Genomic DNA, 14,126 nt, shown 5'->3' with positions numbered 1-14,126 from the left:
TGGAAGATGAGGGCCCATGTCGGTCCGATGACGGCTGGCCGACGGGTGTTGTTATGGCGGGCTGTTTGCCTGGGAGGCCCGTAGATCAAGCGCGGGCGGGGCAAGGTGTTTCTTGGAGGTTATAGGCGACTCGTCAGTCATAATTTGGCTGACGGTTTGATTCAAGCAGCAGAGTCGTCAGCTCGCAAGGCGATAAACTGGTTTTTTGCCATCACCGGCCGAACGGTCGTCAGACCTGTCGGATTTCTTCTTCGGACAGCGCCCGATACTCGCCCGGCGCCAGTGCTGCATCGAGCACCAATGGCCCCATTCGCTCGCGATGCAGGCCGATCACTTTGTTGTTGAAGTGCCCGAACATACGCTTCACCTGGTGATAGCGGCCTTCGATGATGCTCAGTCGTGCCAGGCGTGGTCCCAACAGCTCCAGCTCGGCCGGTTGCGTGGTCAGGTCTTCAAACGCGAAATACAGGCCAGCTGCAAAGGTTGCCGCGTATTCGGGGCCGATGTCCTGCTCTGTCTCCACCCGATAGACCTTGGGCAACTTGGTCTGCGGTTGCGTCAGGCGCCGCGACCACTGGCCGTCGTTGGTGATCAGCAACAGGCCCGTGGTATTGAAATCCAGCCGCCCGGCGATATGCAGCTCGCCTGGGTCCGGCTCATCCAACAGATCCAGGACCGTCGGGTGTTGTGGGTCTGCTGTCGCGCTCACACAGCCCTGGGGTTTGTGCAGCATGAAATAGCGCGCCGATTTACCTGCCTGCAGCACATCATCGTCAACGCACACGCGGCTGAATTCGCGGACTTCATGATGAGGATCGCTGACCGCCACGCCATCAACGGTGACACGCCGCGCAACCAGCAACATGCGCACTTGCTGGCGATTGAAACGTGGCAAGTTGCTGAGGAAACGGTCAACGCGCATTGCGGATCTGCTCATCCACCTGAGCACAGCGCGGACACAGGCAGGCCTTGTTACGCACTTCATCGGGCAGCGCTTCAAGCACCGCCGGGTCGATGGTGACGCTGTAGCACCAGCAGGCCTGGTCGGCGGTGCGTGGGTCGGCCAGGGTGCAATCGTTGCGGGCACCGCAGGCGGGGCAAAGGGTTGGCGTGGTCATGGTCGATGGGGGCAGGGCCTCGGAAGTCCCCGCACGATACAGCGCCGGTCAGTCCCGTTCCAGCACCAGCGTGAGGGTACCCAGTACGCCGAGGCCCGGCTTGGCAACCGGGCAGACGCACTGCTATGAGGCGATTACAGCTGGAACTTGCTGACCAGCACATTGAACGAGGTGGCCAGTCGCGACAGATCCTGGCTGGAGGCGTTGGTCTGATGCGCACCGGCGGCGGTCTGGGTGGACAGGTCCTGGATGTTGAGCAGGTTGCGATCCACTTCGCGGGCCACCTGGGCCTGTTCCTCGGACGCCGAGGCGATCACCAGGTTGCGCTCATTGATACTGGACACGCTGGCGGTGATGCGCTCCAGCGCCTGGCCGGCGTTTTGCGCCAGGGTCTGGGTGTTGTTGGCCCAGGTCAGACTCTTGTTCATCGCGGCCACGGCGCCATCGGCGCCTGCCTGGACTTCACCGATCATTTTCTCGATGTCGACCGTGGAGGTCTGGGTGCGATGGGCCAGCGCCCGGACCTCATCGGCCACTACCGCAAAACCACGGCCTTGCTCACCGGCACGGGCGGCTTCGATGGCGGCATTGAGGGCCAGCAGGTTGGTCTGGTCGGCAATGCCGCGGATCACATCAATCACTTTGCCGATTTCGCGTACCTGGCCAGCGAGATCGGCGACCGATTGGGTCGAATCGTTGATCTCCACCACCATCGACGACATGCCCGACACCGCCTGTTCCACTTGCTGACGGCCATCTTCGGCTTCGGTCGTAGCCTGGCGGGACGCTTCCGAGGTCGACACGGCGTTGCTCGCCACTTCATCCACCGCTGCGGTCATCTGGTTGACGGCGGTGGCGGCTTGTTGGATTTCGTCATTCTGGCGGGTCAGGCCACGGGTGCTTTCATCGGTGACCGCGCTCAGTTCTTCGGCTGCCGAAGCGAGCTGGTCGGAGGCGTTGGCGATTTCCACCAGCGTGCTTTTCAGGCCGCCCTGCATATCGGACAACGCCATCAGCAGTTGCCCGGCTTCGTCGGTGCGATCGGTCGTGATCGCTTGGGTCAGGTCACCCTGAGCGATGCGCTGCGCGCTCTGCACCGCCTGTGCGATCGGGCGGGTGATCAGGCGCGTGATCAGCACGCCAATGATGATCGCAATGATGAAGGCCAGGACAATGCCGCTGATCATCCACATCAACGCGCTGCTGCGAAGCTCCTCGGCGGCGATTGCGCCTTCCTTGATCTGGCGGTTGTTGGAATCGATCATCACGCGGATCAACTCGCGCGCCTGGCGGAACAGTTCATTGTTGCTGCTGTTGAGCTGCGCGCGGGCCTGTTCCCGCTGGCCGGCATCGAGCATCGCGATGATGCGTTCGGAGTTGCTGATGTAGGTGGGCCAGATCTGGTCAAGCTTGTCGCCTGCTGCCCGTTCGTCGTCTTCCAGGGGCGTGGCGCGGTAGATGGCGTATGCGCTCTGGCTGCGTTTGAGTTCGTTGGCGATGTCCTGGCGCACGCGGTCGCGGTCTTGTTGGGATACGTCGCCATTGCTCGCATCCATCAAACGGTACAAACCACGGTTGTGGGCGACCAAGCCGTTGAGGGTGGCGGCCGTGTTGCTGACGGACACCAGGTTATTGGAGAACGTCAGTTCCAATGCGCTGGAGAGTCGAACGACGCTTTTGATACCCAGCAGGCCGACCCCGAGGGTGACCAGCGCGCACAATAGAAATGAAAGCAGCAGTTTGGTTGAGATTTTCATGGCTCGGATCCGGCGAAAGTGGCGAAGGACGCACGTTAGAGCCTCCCTGGCCCATGCAGTGTCATAGTGACATCATCGCAATCGGGAAAGTTTCGGGCCAGAAAAATTTACTGAATCGATAAACGTGGTTGATAGGTAAGTGCTATGCCGCAGTGCGTCTGACGCGGTGTGGCGGTACTGGGTATTGATGTATCAAGTTGTTACCAGAACGCACCAGATTCGGTTTTTGATGTCAGATATTTCGTCATTCGGTGAAAGCTGAATGCCGCCCCCCAGCGTCGCTGGAGGTGCTCTTTCGCGGTCCAGGAGGCCGCCATGTATCGACGACTGCTGCTCAGCGCTTTACTCGGTCTGACCCTTTCCGCTTGTGTGCCCTATTACGATGGAGGCCAGAGCTATTACCGTTCCGAGGTCTACACCTCGCCGGCGCCGGCTTATTACTACGGTGGCGGCACGGCGTATCAATATCGCCGTGATTACTACCCGTCGCCGCGTTATTACGCACCGGCACCGCGTTACTACTCGGCCCCGCGTTATTACCAGCCAGCACCTCGCTATTACCCGTCAGGGCCAAGGGCCGGTTACCGGCCTTACCCGAACCAGGGGTGGGGGGATCGTTGGAACAATGGCGGGCATGGACGCGGCGGTGATCATGGCCGTGGAGGTGGCCGCGGCGGTCACCGGTGACAGGCCTGTATGACCAGCGGCGCATGAAGCGCCGCTTTTTTATGGGCGCAAAACGTCAGTAATCCGACAAGTCCGCCAGCGGATGCCGGCCTTCCCACGCCTTGGTGAAATGCGCCTGCACCACCGCGTCGGGGACCGTATTGATGTCCGGCCAATGCCAATGCGGCGTCTGGTCCTTGTCGATCAACCGCGCGCGCACCCCTTCGCTGAACTCTGGATGGCGGCAGCAGTTCAGGCTCAGGGTGTATTCCATCTGGAACACCTCGGCCAGGGACAGATGGCGGGCGCGTTGGATCTGCTCCCACACCAGGTGCGCGGTCAGTGGGCAGCCTTCGCTCAGTGTCTTGCCGGCGCGGTTGAACAGCGGGTCGGCATGCTCGCGCAGCGGGCTCAAGGCGCGCCAGGCGTTGCGCACATCACCGACGTCCAGCCATTCGTCGATCTGTGCCCGGCGTGGCAGCCATTGCGCTTCAGGTTGTTGAGCCACGGCTTCCTGGGCCATGGCCTTGAGCAGGCTGTTGAGCTGTATCGCGGTCTGTTCCTGCCAGTTCAGTTGCAGCAAGCCGTCGAGCAGTTCGTCCTGTTGATCGTCGCGTAGGAAACGGTCGGCCAGGCCCAGGTCCAGGGCGTCACGGCCGTTGATATGGGCCCCGGTGAGACCAAGGAATAAACCGAGCTTGCCCGGCAGGCGCGACAGGAACCAGCTGGCACCCACATCCGGGTACAGGCCGATGCTGATCTCGGGCATGGCCAGGCGGCTGCTCGGCGTGACAATCCGTATGGCCGCGCTTTGCAGCAGGCCCATGCCACCGCCCAACACGTAACCGTGGCCCCAGCAGATCAGCGGTTTAGGGTAGGTGTGCAAGCGGTAGTCGAGGCGATATTCCGCGGCAAAAAACTGTGCAGCCAGGGCGGGCACTTCGCCCGGCTGCTCGCGGCAGGCCTGGGCCAGACTGCGCACTTCGCCCCCGGCGCAAAACGCCTTGGGCCCGTTGCCGCGCAGCAGCACGCAGGCAATGTTCGGGTCTTTGGCCCAGGCGTCCAGGCGATCAGTCAGGGCCAGGATCATTGGCAGGGAGAGGGCATTGAGGGACTTTTCAGCGTCGAGGCTGGCGATGCCGATACGGGCACCGTCGCTGCCGGTCAGTTCTTCGAAGTGCAGATTCATCGTGACCTCAATCGAGAAGGTGAAGGATCAGTATGATCGCTTCGTGGGAAAGTGCCGGTGGTGTGTCAGATCAATTGACAAGCAGGGCCGGCTTTCCTAGGGTTCGCCTCATTCTTTTTTACAAGACAATTCGACTATGACTGAAGGCGACCGTATCAAACTCGAACCCAGCTGGAAACACGCCCTGCGTGATGAGTTCGATAAGCCCTACATGGGCCAGTTACGCGAGTTCCTGCGCCAGGAACATGCTGCCGGCAAAGAGATCTACCCGCCCGGTCCGCTGATCTTCAACGCGCTTAACTCAACGCCGCTGGACAAGGTCAAGGTGGTGATCCTCGGCCAGGACCCGTACCACGGCCCCGGCCAAGCCCACGGCCTGTGCTTCTCGGTGCAACCGGGCGTGCCGGCACCGCCTTCCCTGGTCAACATCTACAAAGAACTCAAGCGCGACCTGAACATCGACATCCCCAACCACGGCTACCTGCAAAGCTGGGCCGACCAGGGCGTGTTGATGCTCAATACCACCATGACCGTGGAGCGCGCCAACGCCAACGCGCATGCGGGCAAGGGCTGGCAATTCTTTACCGATCGGATTATCGAAGTGGTCAGCGAGCACCAGCCGCATTTGGTGTTCCTGTTGTGGGGCGCCCATGCCCAGGGCAAGCAGAAGCTGATCGATGCCACCAAGCACTTGGTGCTGACGTCGGTGCACCCGTCGCCGCTGTCGGCGTATCGCGGGTTCCTGGGTTGCGGGCATTTCAGCCGCACCAACAAGTTTCTTGAGCAGAATGGCGAGACGCCGATTGAGTGGCGCCTACCGCCGCTCTAAGGCCAGGCACATTCAAATGCGGGAGGGCGCTTGCCCCCTCCCACATGTTGAACTGTGCCGAAGGTTTAGAATTTTTCCGGCTGACGGTTCCAATGCCGAAACAACGGTTCCGCCAAAAACAGCACAAACAACAACCGCATCACCTGCATCGCCGTCACCAACGGCACCGACAGTTGCAGGGTCTCGGCTGTCAGGCTCATCTCGGCAATCCCGCCGGGCATCATGCCCAGGGTCAGCGAGCGCAGGTCCAGATGGGTCAAGGCGCTCAAGCCCACCGCCGCCAACGTCGCCAAGGCCATGGTCAAGGCCGTGCCGATCAAGGTGCGAACCATGAACGACGGTGCACGACGGAAGAACTGCCGATTGAAGTGACAGCCCAACCCGCTGCCGATCAACCACTGGCCGATCTGGCTGCCGCCGTCGGGCAGGCCGATATGCAGGTCCCACACCACGCTGGCCGTCGCACTCACCAGCAATGGGCCGAACAGCCATGGGTTTGGCTGACGCAAGCGCTGCCATCCCCAAGCCATCAGCGCACCGAGTGGAAACAGCACCGCCAGCCACATCCAACTCACCGGTGCCGGATGAAACTGCGGCGCACCGCCGTCGAGCAAATACTTGAAGATCGCCGGCACACACAGCACCACCACCAGCACGCGCAAACTCTGCCCGGCCGCGACACGGCTGAGCACCGCGCCATTGCGTGCGCCGAGGTTGACCATCTCGCCGGAACCGCCCGGCATGCTGGAAAAAAACGCGGTGGCGCGGTCTTCACCGCTGCGGCGCATCAACCACACACCGACCACGCTGGACAGGCTGGTGACCAACGCGCCGAAGAAGATCAGGCCGAAGTGGCTCATCACCTGCTCGATCACCACCGGGGTGAAGTGCAGGCCGATGCCGATGCCCACCACCCATTGGCCGCATTTGCGCCCGCCGGGAATCTCCGCCAACTGCCACGGCGTTAGGCAACGCACGAGGATAATCGCCAGCAATGAGCCGACCATATACGGCAAAGGCCAGCCGACCAGGCTGGCCAGGTAACCGCCGGCCAGGCCGACCAGCGGTGTTCCCCACCAATGTTTAAAGGTGACCTCAGACATCGGCCACGGCACGACGCTGCAGGGCACGTTTGCGGTAGATGCGGATCAGCGGGAAGGCCAGCATCAGCGCGGTCAGTACCCAGACGCCAAAGGTGATCGGGCTCGACCAGAGAATCTGCAGTTCACCGTTGGAGATCGACAGCGCACGGCGCAGGTTCTGCTCCATCAGGCCGCCGAGGATAAAGCCCAACAGCACCGGCGACAGCGGGAAGTCCAGCTTGCGCAGGATGTAGCCGAAGATGCCGATACCGACCATCAGGAACAGGTCGAAGGTGGTGGCGTGCACCGCGTACACCCCAATCGCGGTGATGATCGCGATCACCGGCACCAGCGCCCAGTTCGGCACGGCGAGGATGCGCGTGAAGATGCGGATCATCGGGATGTTGAGGATCACCAGCATGATGTTGGCGATAAACAACGAGGCGATCAGGCCCCAGACGATGTCGGGTTGCTGTTGGAACAGCAGCGGGCCGGGGGTGATGTTGTACAGCGACAGGGCGCCAATCATCACGGCGGTGGTGCCCGAACCGGGAACGCCGAGGGTCAGCATCGGCACCAGGGCACCGCAGGCGGACGCGCCGATGGCGGTTTCCGGTGCCGCCAGGCCACGCATGTCGCCCTGGCCGAATTTGCCACTGGCACCGGCCAGGCGTTTCTCGGTCATGTAGGCAACCGCCGAGGCCAAGGTGGCACCCGCACCCGGTAGCACGCCCATGATGAAACCGAGCAGGCCGCAGCGGATGTTCACCACGAAGACGGAGGAAGCTTCCTTCAGGTTGAACATCATCCGTCCGGTGGCTTTTACCGCTTCCTGGCCACGGTGGGTTTTTTCCAACAGCAACAGGATCTCACTGATGGAGAACAAGCCCAGCACCAACACCACAAACTGGATGCCGTCGGTGAGGTGGATGTTGTCGCCGGTAAAACGGTACACGCCGCTGTTGGCGTCGATGCCCACCGCCGACAGGAACAGGCCGATCAGCGCCGCCACGAAGGTCTTCAGCGGTTTGTCACCGGCCATGCCGCCCAGGCAGACAATCGCAAACACCATCAGTACGAAGTATTCCGCCGGGCCGAAGGCAATCGCCCATTTGGCCAGCAGCGGCGCGAACAGCACCATGCCGCAGGTGGCGATAAACGCGCCGATGAATGAACTCCATGCCGACAACGACAGCGCCACACCGGCCAGGCCTTTGCGGGCCATCGGGTAGCCGTCGAGGGTGGTCATCACGGTGGAGGCTTCGCCCGGGATGTTCAGCAGGATCGAGCTGATACGCCCGCCGTATTCGCAGCCCAGGTACACGGCGGCCAGCAGGATCAGCGCCGATTCCGGCGGCAGGCCCAGGGCGAACGCGATGGGGATCAACAGCGCCACGCCGTTGATCGGGCCCAGGCCCGGCAACAGGCCGACGACGGTGCCGATCAGGGTGCCGCACAGGGCGGTCACCAGGTTGTAGGGGGATAGTGCAACGCCGAAGCCCTGGCCCAAATAGCCGAAAGTATCCATATCAGTTCTCCAGAACGTCGAGCAGGCCGAGGGGCAGCGGAACATCCATGGCTTTATCGAACAGCAGATAAAGACCGATGGCCATCAGGCTGACGATCACCACACTGGGCACCCAGCGACCGCCATACAGGCGCGCCATGGGGATGCCGATCAACATGCTGCTGAGGATGAAACCCAGGGGCTCGAAGGTGCCTGCAAACACGATCAACAGCGCCACGCAGATACCGATCTTGGCCAGTGTCTGGCGGTCGAGCGCGGGTTCTTCTTCGGTGTGCTTGGTGGGTTGCGGGCGGAACAGCATGTAGATCAGCGCCAGGCTCATCAGCCCGAGCATCAGCAGCGGGTAAGCCCGAGGCCCCACCGGTTCGTAGGAAAACTGCGCCTGATACGGCCAGGCCATCAGTGCCAGGCCGGCGCAGGCCAGCAACAGCACGGCGGCGAAAATGCGTTGTAAGAGCATGTAGAACTCCTGGGCCATGCCTGGGGTTCGCCAGGCATGGCCGCGCGACAGAGGGGCGATTACTGGATCAGGCCGAACTCTTTGGCCAGCACTTTGTAGTCAGCCACCTGTTTCTTCACGTAGGTGTCCAGCTCCGGGCCGGTCATGGCGAACGGGAACAGCTCGCGCTGGTCACGCAGCTTGGCGAACTCCTCGGAGGCCAGCAGTTTGTCGAAGGCGTCCTTCCACCAGGCGTAGTCGGCATCGCTGACTTTTGGCCCGAGGTAGAAGCCACGCACCACCGGCCAGACGATGTCGTAGCCTTGCTCTTTGGCGGTCGGAATATTCTTCATTTCCGGCTCGTCCAGGCGCTCTTCGGAGAACACCGCCAGCAGGCGCATGTCACCGCTGAGGATGTGCGGCATGGAGTCGGAGATGTCGGTACTGCCGACTTGGATATGTCCGCCGAGCAGGGCGGTGGCGATTTCACCGCCGCCTTCGAGCGCCACATAGCGCAGCTCGCGTGGGTTGATCCCGGCGGCCTTGGCGATCAGGGCGGTTTGCATCCAGTCCTGGCTGCCGACGGTGCCACCGGAACCGATCACTACGCTGCCCGGATCTTTCTTCAGGGCTTTGACGAGATCGTCGAGGGTCTTGTAGGGCGAATCGGCTTTCACCGCGATGGCGCCGTAGCTGGTGCCGACGGCTGCCAGCCAACGTACAGCGCTTTCATCGAAGCGTCCGAACTTGCCCTGGGCCAGGTTCAGCAGCGAACCGCTGGACCAGGCCACGAGGGTGCCGCCGTCCGCCGGGCGCTGGGCGACCACCGCGTTGTAGGCCACCGCGCCCACACCGCCGGGCATGTAGGTCACGCGCATCGGCTTGCTCAGCAACTTCTCGTTGACCAGCGCGCTCTGCGCCAGTTTGCAGGTCAGGTCAAAACCGCCACCGGGGGAGGCCGGTGCGATGCACTCCGGGCGCTTGGGTTCATCAGCGGCCAGCAGGTGGCCGGCGAACAGCACGCAGCCGGCGGCGAGGGCAAATTTACGCAGTGAAGGGGTCATGGTGATCTCCGTCTTTGTTGTTATGAGTGGCTTACCAGGCACTACTTACCAGAGCGCAACGCTGTAGCTGACCAGCAGGCGCATTTCATCCGCATCACGGGCTGAATAGTTGGAACGGTAGGTGGCATTGCGCAGGCGCACGGCGACATCCTTGAACGTGCCGCTTTGCACCACGTACTTGATCTCGCTGTTGCGTTCCCATTCCTTGCCGGTGTCGCCGTTGCGCAGCTTGATGTTGTCACCGGACAGGTAACGGCTCATGAAACTCAGGCCTGGGATCCCCAGCTTGGCGAAGTCGTAGTCGTAGCGCGCCTGCCAGGAACGCTCTTCGGCGCCGGCAAAGTCGTTGATCTGCACGAAGTTGACCAGGTACGGGTCGCTGCCATCCACATACGGAAAGGCGCTGTCGCCGGACATATGCTGGTAGCCGGCGCTGAGCTTATGGCCATTGAGCGCATAACTTAACAGGCCATTGAGGGAGGTGTTGTCGATCTTGCCGCCACGGGCTGCGCCTGCGTCATCGCTGATCGCCAGGCGCAGGTCGGTGGCGAAGGTGCCGGGGCCCATCGGACGCGCGGCGACCAGGCCGAGGAAGTGCTGGCGGTACACGTCATCGAGTTGGGCGAAGTGGTAGCTGCCGGTGATCTTGTCGGCGAACTTGTAGTCGACACCGCCGAAGTTGAAATGCTTGCCGGTGGCGCCGCTGAGGAAGCGGCTGTTCTTGTTGTTGAGGGCGATGTCCTCGTAGTTGGTGTCGTCGCGGTCCTTGGCCTTGTCGAGGCGGCCACCCGTGAACACCAGGTTCTTGAATTCCTTGGAGGTGATCAGCCCACCGTTGAAGGTCTGCGGCAGAATGCGACCGTCGTTGGGCTTGAGGATCGGCAGCTCGGGCATCAGCGAACCGATCTTCAGCTCGGTGGCGGAAATTTTCACTTTGCCGGTCAGGCCCAGCTTGGAGTACTCGTTGGCGGCGCGGCCATCGTCGTGGGTGGGCAGCAGGCCGGTACCGGTGCGGTCGGGGCTGGAGTCGAGCTTGACCCCGAGCATGCCCAGCGCGTCCACGCCAAAGCCGACGGTGCCGTCGGTGTAGCCCGATTGCAGGTTGAGCATGAAGCCCTGGGCCCACTCGTCGCGCTTGGATTGCTGGGCGCTGGTGCCATCGCGAAAGTCGCGGTTGAAGTACATGTTGCGGGTTTCCAGGGTCGCGCTACTGTCTTCGAAGAAGGCAGCCTGGCTAAGCGGCGAAAAGCCGGCAAGGGCAGCGGCACTGGCAAGGGCGGTGTGGGTCAGGCGGGGAATACGAACAGGCGGGCAAGCCTGGGGCTGTGTCGACAGCATCGTGGTGCACTCCGTTATTGTTCTTATTTTGGCGAAAACGCTTCGAGGCGTTTTTCGGGCGCGACCCATCAGGTCGCTCGGCAGGCATGACCTACCGTGGCTGGATGCTAAAGGGCGAAGCTTTCACTAACCTTTCAGCGGCCTTTCAATGTTTTCAGGCTTCACAGGGCAGTCGGCGCCTGTAAACTGCCCGGCAAAGCGTGGCGTCGATCACGTCCGAATAAGGTAGAAATCCATGCGTGTCCTTCTGGTTGAAGACCATCTGCAACTCGCCGAAAGCGTCGCCCAAGCGCTTAAGAGCACGGGTTTGACCGTTGACGTATTGCATGACGGCGTGGCCGCCGACCTGGCTTTGAGCAGTGAGGATTACGCGGTCGCCATCCTGGACGTGGGCCTGCCCCGCATGGACGGTTTCGAGGTGCTGGCGCGCTTGCGGGCACGTGGAAAAAACCTGCCGGTGCTGATGCTGACCGCGCGCAGCGATGTGAAGGACCGCGTGCATGGCCTGAACCTGGGCGCCGATGATTACCTGGCCAAACCCTTCGAACTGACCGAGCTGGAAGCCCGGGTCAAGGCGCTGCTGCGCCGCAGTGTGTTGGGCGGCGAGCGCCAGCAGGCGTGTGGTGTGCTGGTTTATGACCTCGACACCCGCCGTTTCACCGTGGGCGGCGAGCTGATGACGTTGACCTCCCGCGAGCAGGCTGTGCTTGAAGCGCTGATCGCCCGGCCGGGTCGGGTGATGAGCAAGGAACAGTTGGCCTCCCAGGTGTTCGGTCTGGACGAAGAGGCCAGCCCCGATGCCATCGAAATCTACGTGCACCGTCTGCGCAAGAAACTCGATGGCCAACCCATCGCCATCGTGACGTTCCGGGGCCTTGGCTACCTGCTGGAAGCCCGCGATGCATAAGCCCAGCAGCCTGCGCTGGCGTCTGCTGTGGAACCTGGCGCTGTTACTGGTGCTGTTGATGCTCGCCAGTGGCATGAGTGCCTACTGGAACGGTCGCGAAGCGGCCGACACCGCCTATGACCGTACGCTGCTGGCCTCGGCGCGGACCATCGCGGCCGGCCTGACCCAAGTGGACGGCACCCTCAGCGCCAACGTGCCCTATGTCGCCCTGGACACCTTTGCCTACGACAGCGCCGGGCGTATCTATTACCAGGTCAATGACATTGATCAGAAGTTGATTTCCGGCTACGAAAACCTCCCCGGCCCGCCCCCCGGTACACCGCGCACCGACGATTACCCGGCGCTGGCGCGCTTCTACAACGCCAAGTACCAGGGCCAGGAAGTGCGGGTGGTCAGCCTGCTCAAGGCGGTCTCCGAACCGAACATGAACGGCATGGCGGAAATCCGCGTGGCTGAGACCGATGAAGCCCGCGTGAGCATGGCTCGCAGCTTGATGGCCGACACCTTGCTGCGCCTGGGCATGCTCGCCATCGGCGCGTTGCTGTTGGTGTGGTTTGCCGTCAGCGCCGCGTTGCGCCCGCTGGAGCGCCTGCGCACGGCGGTGGAAGAGCGCCAGCCCGACGACTTGCGGCCGTTGCCGTTGGTGGAGGTTCAACATGAGTTCGGCCCGTTGGTGCGTTCCCTCAACCACTTCACCGAACGCCTGCGCGGCCAATTCGAGCGTCAGGCGCAGTTTATTGCCGATGCATCCCATGAATTGCGTACCCCGTTGGCGGCCCTTAAGGCGCGCCTGGAATTGGGGCTGCGCGCCGAAGATCCAGCGATCTGGCGCAGTACCCTGGAAACTGCCGCCCAAGGCACCGATCGGTTGACCCATCTGGCCAATCAGTTGTTGTCCCTGGCGCGCATCGAAAACGGCGCCCGGGCGATTGCCGAAGGCGGTGCGCAGTTGCTGGACCTCAGCCAATTGGCCCGTGAACTGGGCATGGCCATGGCGCCGTTGGCCCATGCGCGCGGTGTAGCACTGGCGCTGGAGGCTGATGAACCGGTGTGGTTGCGCGGCGAGCCGACGCTGCTCAATGAACTGTTGAGTAACCTGGTGGACAACGCCCTGGCGCACACGCCACCGGGCGGCAACGTGATCCTGCGGGTGACGGCGCCGGCGGTACTGGAAGTGGAAGATGACGGCCCGGGTATTCCGCTGGATGAGCGCGACCGGGTGTTCGAACGCTTCTACCGCCGTAGCCAGCAAGGCATGGGCTCTGGCCTGGGGCTGGCGATCGTCGGCGAAATCTGTCGCGCGCATCTGGCGCAGATCAGTCTGCACGATGGCGAGCAGGCGGGCTTGAAGGTGCGGGTGAGTTTTATCGCCGGTTGATCAATCGAACATTGCGCGTGCTTCATCCAGCTCGGCACGCAGCTTCTCGCTGTAGGGGTCAACCCGCAGTTTTTTCATCGCAGGCACGCTGGAGACATCCACCTTTGCCAGCGGATGATCGGTGCCGTGATGGCAATACAACACGGCGATCTGCACCAGGTCGATGTAGTCGAGGCTGGCTGAATCGCGTTCCAGGTTCAGGTACTGGCCCGGCAGCTTCGCCAGCATTTCCGGGAAGTCCCAGCCACCCAGCAACTTGTCACCGAGCACCGGGTGGATGCTGTCGATCACGTGGTTGAGGCTGACCGGGTCGGACAGCAACTCGTAGTGGTCTTCGGCGTAGGTCAGGATCGGCAGCACCCCGATCTGGTGCACCAGGCCGCCCAGCGCTGCCTGGTCTGGCTTGAGCTGGCTGTGGCTGCGGCACAGGGCATAGCTGACGCCCGCCACTTCGAGGCTGCGGCGCCACACATCGCGCATTTTCTGTTCGACCACCTCGGAGCGGGCGTGGAAGATCTGTTCCATGACCAGGCCGATGGCCAGGTTACTGCTGTAGTTGGTGCCCAGCCGGGTGATGGCGGTGTGCAGGTCGGTGACTTCCTGGGTAGCGCGCAACAGCGGGCTGTTGACTACTTTGATCAGGCGCGCCGACAGCGCCGTGTCGCGGCCGATCACTTTGCTCAAGTGGCTGATGCTGATTTCCGGGTCTTCAGCGGCCTGACGGATATTCAGGGCCACTTCCGGCAATGTCGGCAGAACCAGGTCATCGTTGGCGATGGCCTTGACCAACGCCTTTTGGACTTTTTCCGCCAGTTTGTTCATTCATGCTCT

General features: G+C 62.3%; 14 protein-coding genes. 4 read left to right on the top strand and 10 right to left on the bottom strand.

All coding sequences use genetic code 11. The features are described 5' to 3' along the window. Nucleotides 1-229: 229 nt before the first annotated feature. The 3 genes from AD670_RS21205 to AD670_RS21195 form a co-directional block, all read right to left on the bottom strand. On the bottom strand, nucleotides 230-922 hold the full coding sequence (locus tag AD670_RS21205; protein WP_053136862.1) for a pseudouridine synthase: 693 nt from the start codon (nucleotides 920-922) through the stop codon (nucleotides 230-232). Beyond that, on the bottom strand, nucleotides 912-1,118 hold the full coding sequence (locus AD670_RS21200; RefSeq protein WP_053136858.1) for a cysteine-rich CWC family protein: 207 nt from the start codon (nucleotides 1,116-1,118) through the stop codon (nucleotides 912-914). Before AD670_RS21200 ends, AD670_RS21205 begins: the two co-directional genes overlap by 11 nt. Nucleotides 1,119-1,252: 134 nt before the next feature. Beyond that, nucleotides 1,253-2,875: a methyl-accepting chemotaxis protein gene (locus AD670_RS21195; protein ID WP_053136855.1), complete on the bottom strand. Its 1,623-nt coding sequence runs from the start codon at nucleotides 2,873-2,875 to the stop codon at nucleotides 1,253-1,255. 315 nt (nucleotides 2,876-3,190) lie between these two features. Between AD670_RS21195 and AD670_RS31125 the strand changes: the two genes are divergently transcribed. Beyond that, nucleotides 3,191-3,562, top strand: a complete 372-nt coding sequence (locus AD670_RS31125) for a hypothetical protein (RefSeq protein ID WP_082341025.1) — start codon at nucleotides 3,191-3,193, stop codon at nucleotides 3,560-3,562. A gap of 55 nt (nucleotides 3,563-3,617) precedes the next feature. Here AD670_RS31125 and AD670_RS21190 read toward each other — a convergent pair whose 3' ends face one another. Then, nucleotides 3,618-4,730, bottom strand: coding sequence for an enoyl-CoA hydratase/isomerase family protein (locus tag AD670_RS21190; protein ID WP_053136852.1), 1,113 nt, complete (start codon nucleotides 4,728-4,730; stop codon nucleotides 3,618-3,620). A 136-nt stretch (nucleotides 4,731-4,866) separates the two neighbouring features. On the opposite strand from AD670_RS21190, the gene ung reads away from it, so the two are divergent. Beyond that, the gene (ung, locus tag AD670_RS21185; RefSeq protein ID WP_053136849.1) at nucleotides 4,867-5,559 is read left to right on the top strand and encodes a uracil-DNA glycosylase; all 693 of its coding nucleotides are present in this window, start codon (nucleotides 4,867-4,869) and stop codon (nucleotides 5,557-5,559) included. Nucleotides 5,560-5,624: 65 nt separating this feature from the next. Here the strand turns inward: ung and AD670_RS21180 are convergent, their stop codons facing one another. The 5 genes from AD670_RS21180 to AD670_RS21160 are packed head-to-tail and all read right to left on the bottom strand — an operon-like array spanning nucleotide 5,625 to nucleotide 11,010. Then, complete coding sequence (locus tag AD670_RS21180; RefSeq protein WP_053136846.1) at nucleotides 5,625-6,662, bottom strand: AbrB family transcriptional regulator; 1,038 nt, start codon at nucleotides 6,660-6,662, stop codon at nucleotides 5,625-5,627. Next, nucleotides 6,655-8,169 (bottom strand): tripartite tricarboxylate transporter permease, encoded by a 1,515-nt coding sequence (locus AD670_RS21175; protein WP_053136843.1) that lies wholly within the window; start codon nucleotides 8,167-8,169, stop codon nucleotides 6,655-6,657. Before AD670_RS21175 ends, AD670_RS21180 begins: the two co-directional genes overlap by 8 nt. A 1-nt stretch (nucleotide 8,170) precedes the next feature. Then, nucleotides 8,171-8,629, bottom strand: a complete 459-nt coding sequence (locus tag AD670_RS21170; RefSeq protein ID WP_053136840.1) for a tripartite tricarboxylate transporter TctB family protein — start codon at nucleotides 8,627-8,629, stop codon at nucleotides 8,171-8,173. Between the two features lie 59 nt (nucleotides 8,630-8,688). Then, nucleotides 8,689-9,672 carry a tripartite tricarboxylate transporter substrate binding protein gene (locus tag AD670_RS21165; protein WP_053136837.1) on the bottom strand — a complete coding sequence of 328 codons (984 nt, stop codon included), beginning with the start codon at nucleotides 9,670-9,672 and terminating at the stop codon, nucleotides 8,689-8,691. A gap of 45 nt (nucleotides 9,673-9,717) precedes the next feature. Next, entirely contained in the window at nucleotides 9,718-11,010 is a 1,293-nt protein-coding gene (locus AD670_RS21160; RefSeq protein ID WP_053136834.1) for an OprD family porin, read from the bottom strand. A gap of 235 nt (nucleotides 11,011-11,245) precedes the next feature. Here AD670_RS21160 and AD670_RS21155 point away from each other — a divergent pair, with 235 nt between their 5' ends. Then, a complete protein-coding gene (locus AD670_RS21155) occupies nucleotides 11,246-11,917 on the top strand; it encodes a response regulator (RefSeq protein WP_027604325.1) in 672 nt (223 codons plus the stop codon). Continuing rightward, nucleotides 11,910-13,295 (top strand): sensor histidine kinase, encoded by a 1,386-nt coding sequence (locus AD670_RS21150; protein WP_053136831.1) that lies wholly within the window; start codon nucleotides 11,910-11,912, stop codon nucleotides 13,293-13,295. The genes AD670_RS21155 and AD670_RS21150 overlap by 8 nt, the downstream gene beginning before the upstream one ends. Here AD670_RS21150 and AD670_RS21145 read toward each other — a convergent pair whose 3' ends face one another. Then, complete coding sequence (locus tag AD670_RS21145) at nucleotides 13,296-14,117, bottom strand: HDOD domain-containing protein (protein WP_053136828.1); 822 nt, start codon at nucleotides 14,115-14,117, stop codon at nucleotides 13,296-13,298. Nucleotides 14,118-14,126 lie beyond the last annotated feature (9 nt).

This window comes from Pseudomonas sp. MIACH (assembly GCF_001269925.1).
Lineage (GTDB): Bacteria > Pseudomonadota > Gammaproteobacteria > Pseudomonadales > Pseudomonadaceae > Aquipseudomonas.
Note: the sequence above shows the minus strand (reverse complement) of the source record. Positions and strands in the feature narration are given on the sequence as shown.

What these genes read in the sequence shown, in the direction of transcription:
- AD670_RS21205 (WP_053136862.1), bottom strand. Translation starts at nt 922, where the DNA reads ATGCGCGTTGACCGTTTCCTCAGCAACTTGCCACGTTTCAATCGCCAG.
- AD670_RS21200 (WP_053136858.1), bottom strand. Translation starts at nt 1,118, where the DNA reads ATGACCACGCCAACCCTTTGCCCCGCCTGCGGTGCCCGCAACGATTGC.
- AD670_RS21195 (WP_053136855.1), bottom strand. Translation starts at nt 2,875, where the DNA reads ATGAAAATCTCAACCAAACTGCTGCTTTCATTTCTATTGTGCGCGCTG.
- AD670_RS31125 (WP_082341025.1), top strand. Translation starts at nt 3,191, where the DNA reads ATGTATCGACGACTGCTGCTCAGCGCTTTACTCGGTCTGACCCTTTCC.
- AD670_RS21190 (WP_053136852.1), bottom strand. Translation starts at nt 4,730, where the DNA reads ATGAATCTGCACTTCGAAGAACTGACCGGCAGCGACGGTGCCCGTATC.
- ung (WP_053136849.1), top strand. Translation starts at nt 4,867, where the DNA reads ATGACTGAAGGCGACCGTATCAAACTCGAACCCAGCTGGAAACACGCC.
- AD670_RS21180 (WP_053136846.1), bottom strand. Translation starts at nt 6,662, where the DNA reads ATGTCTGAGGTCACCTTTAAACATTGGTGGGGAACACCGCTGGTCGGC.
- AD670_RS21175 (WP_053136843.1), bottom strand. Translation starts at nt 8,169, where the DNA reads ATGGATACTTTCGGCTATTTGGGCCAGGGCTTCGGCGTTGCACTATCC.
- AD670_RS21170 (WP_053136840.1), bottom strand. Translation starts at nt 8,629, where the DNA reads ATGCTCTTACAACGCATTTTCGCCGCCGTGCTGTTGCTGGCCTGCGCC.
- AD670_RS21165 (WP_053136837.1), bottom strand. Translation starts at nt 9,672, where the DNA reads ATGACCCCTTCACTGCGTAAATTTGCCCTCGCCGCCGGCTGCGTGCTG.
- AD670_RS21160 (WP_053136834.1), bottom strand. Translation starts at nt 11,010, where the DNA reads ATGCTGTCGACACAGCCCCAGGCTTGCCCGCCTGTTCGTATTCCCCGC.
- AD670_RS21155 (WP_027604325.1), top strand. Translation starts at nt 11,246, where the DNA reads ATGCGTGTCCTTCTGGTTGAAGACCATCTGCAACTCGCCGAAAGCGTC.
- AD670_RS21150 (WP_053136831.1), top strand. Translation starts at nt 11,910, where the DNA reads ATGCATAAGCCCAGCAGCCTGCGCTGGCGTCTGCTGTGGAACCTGGCG.
- AD670_RS21145 (WP_053136828.1), bottom strand. Translation starts at nt 14,117, where the DNA reads ATGAACAAACTGGCGGAAAAAGTCCAAAAGGCGTTGGTCAAGGCCATC.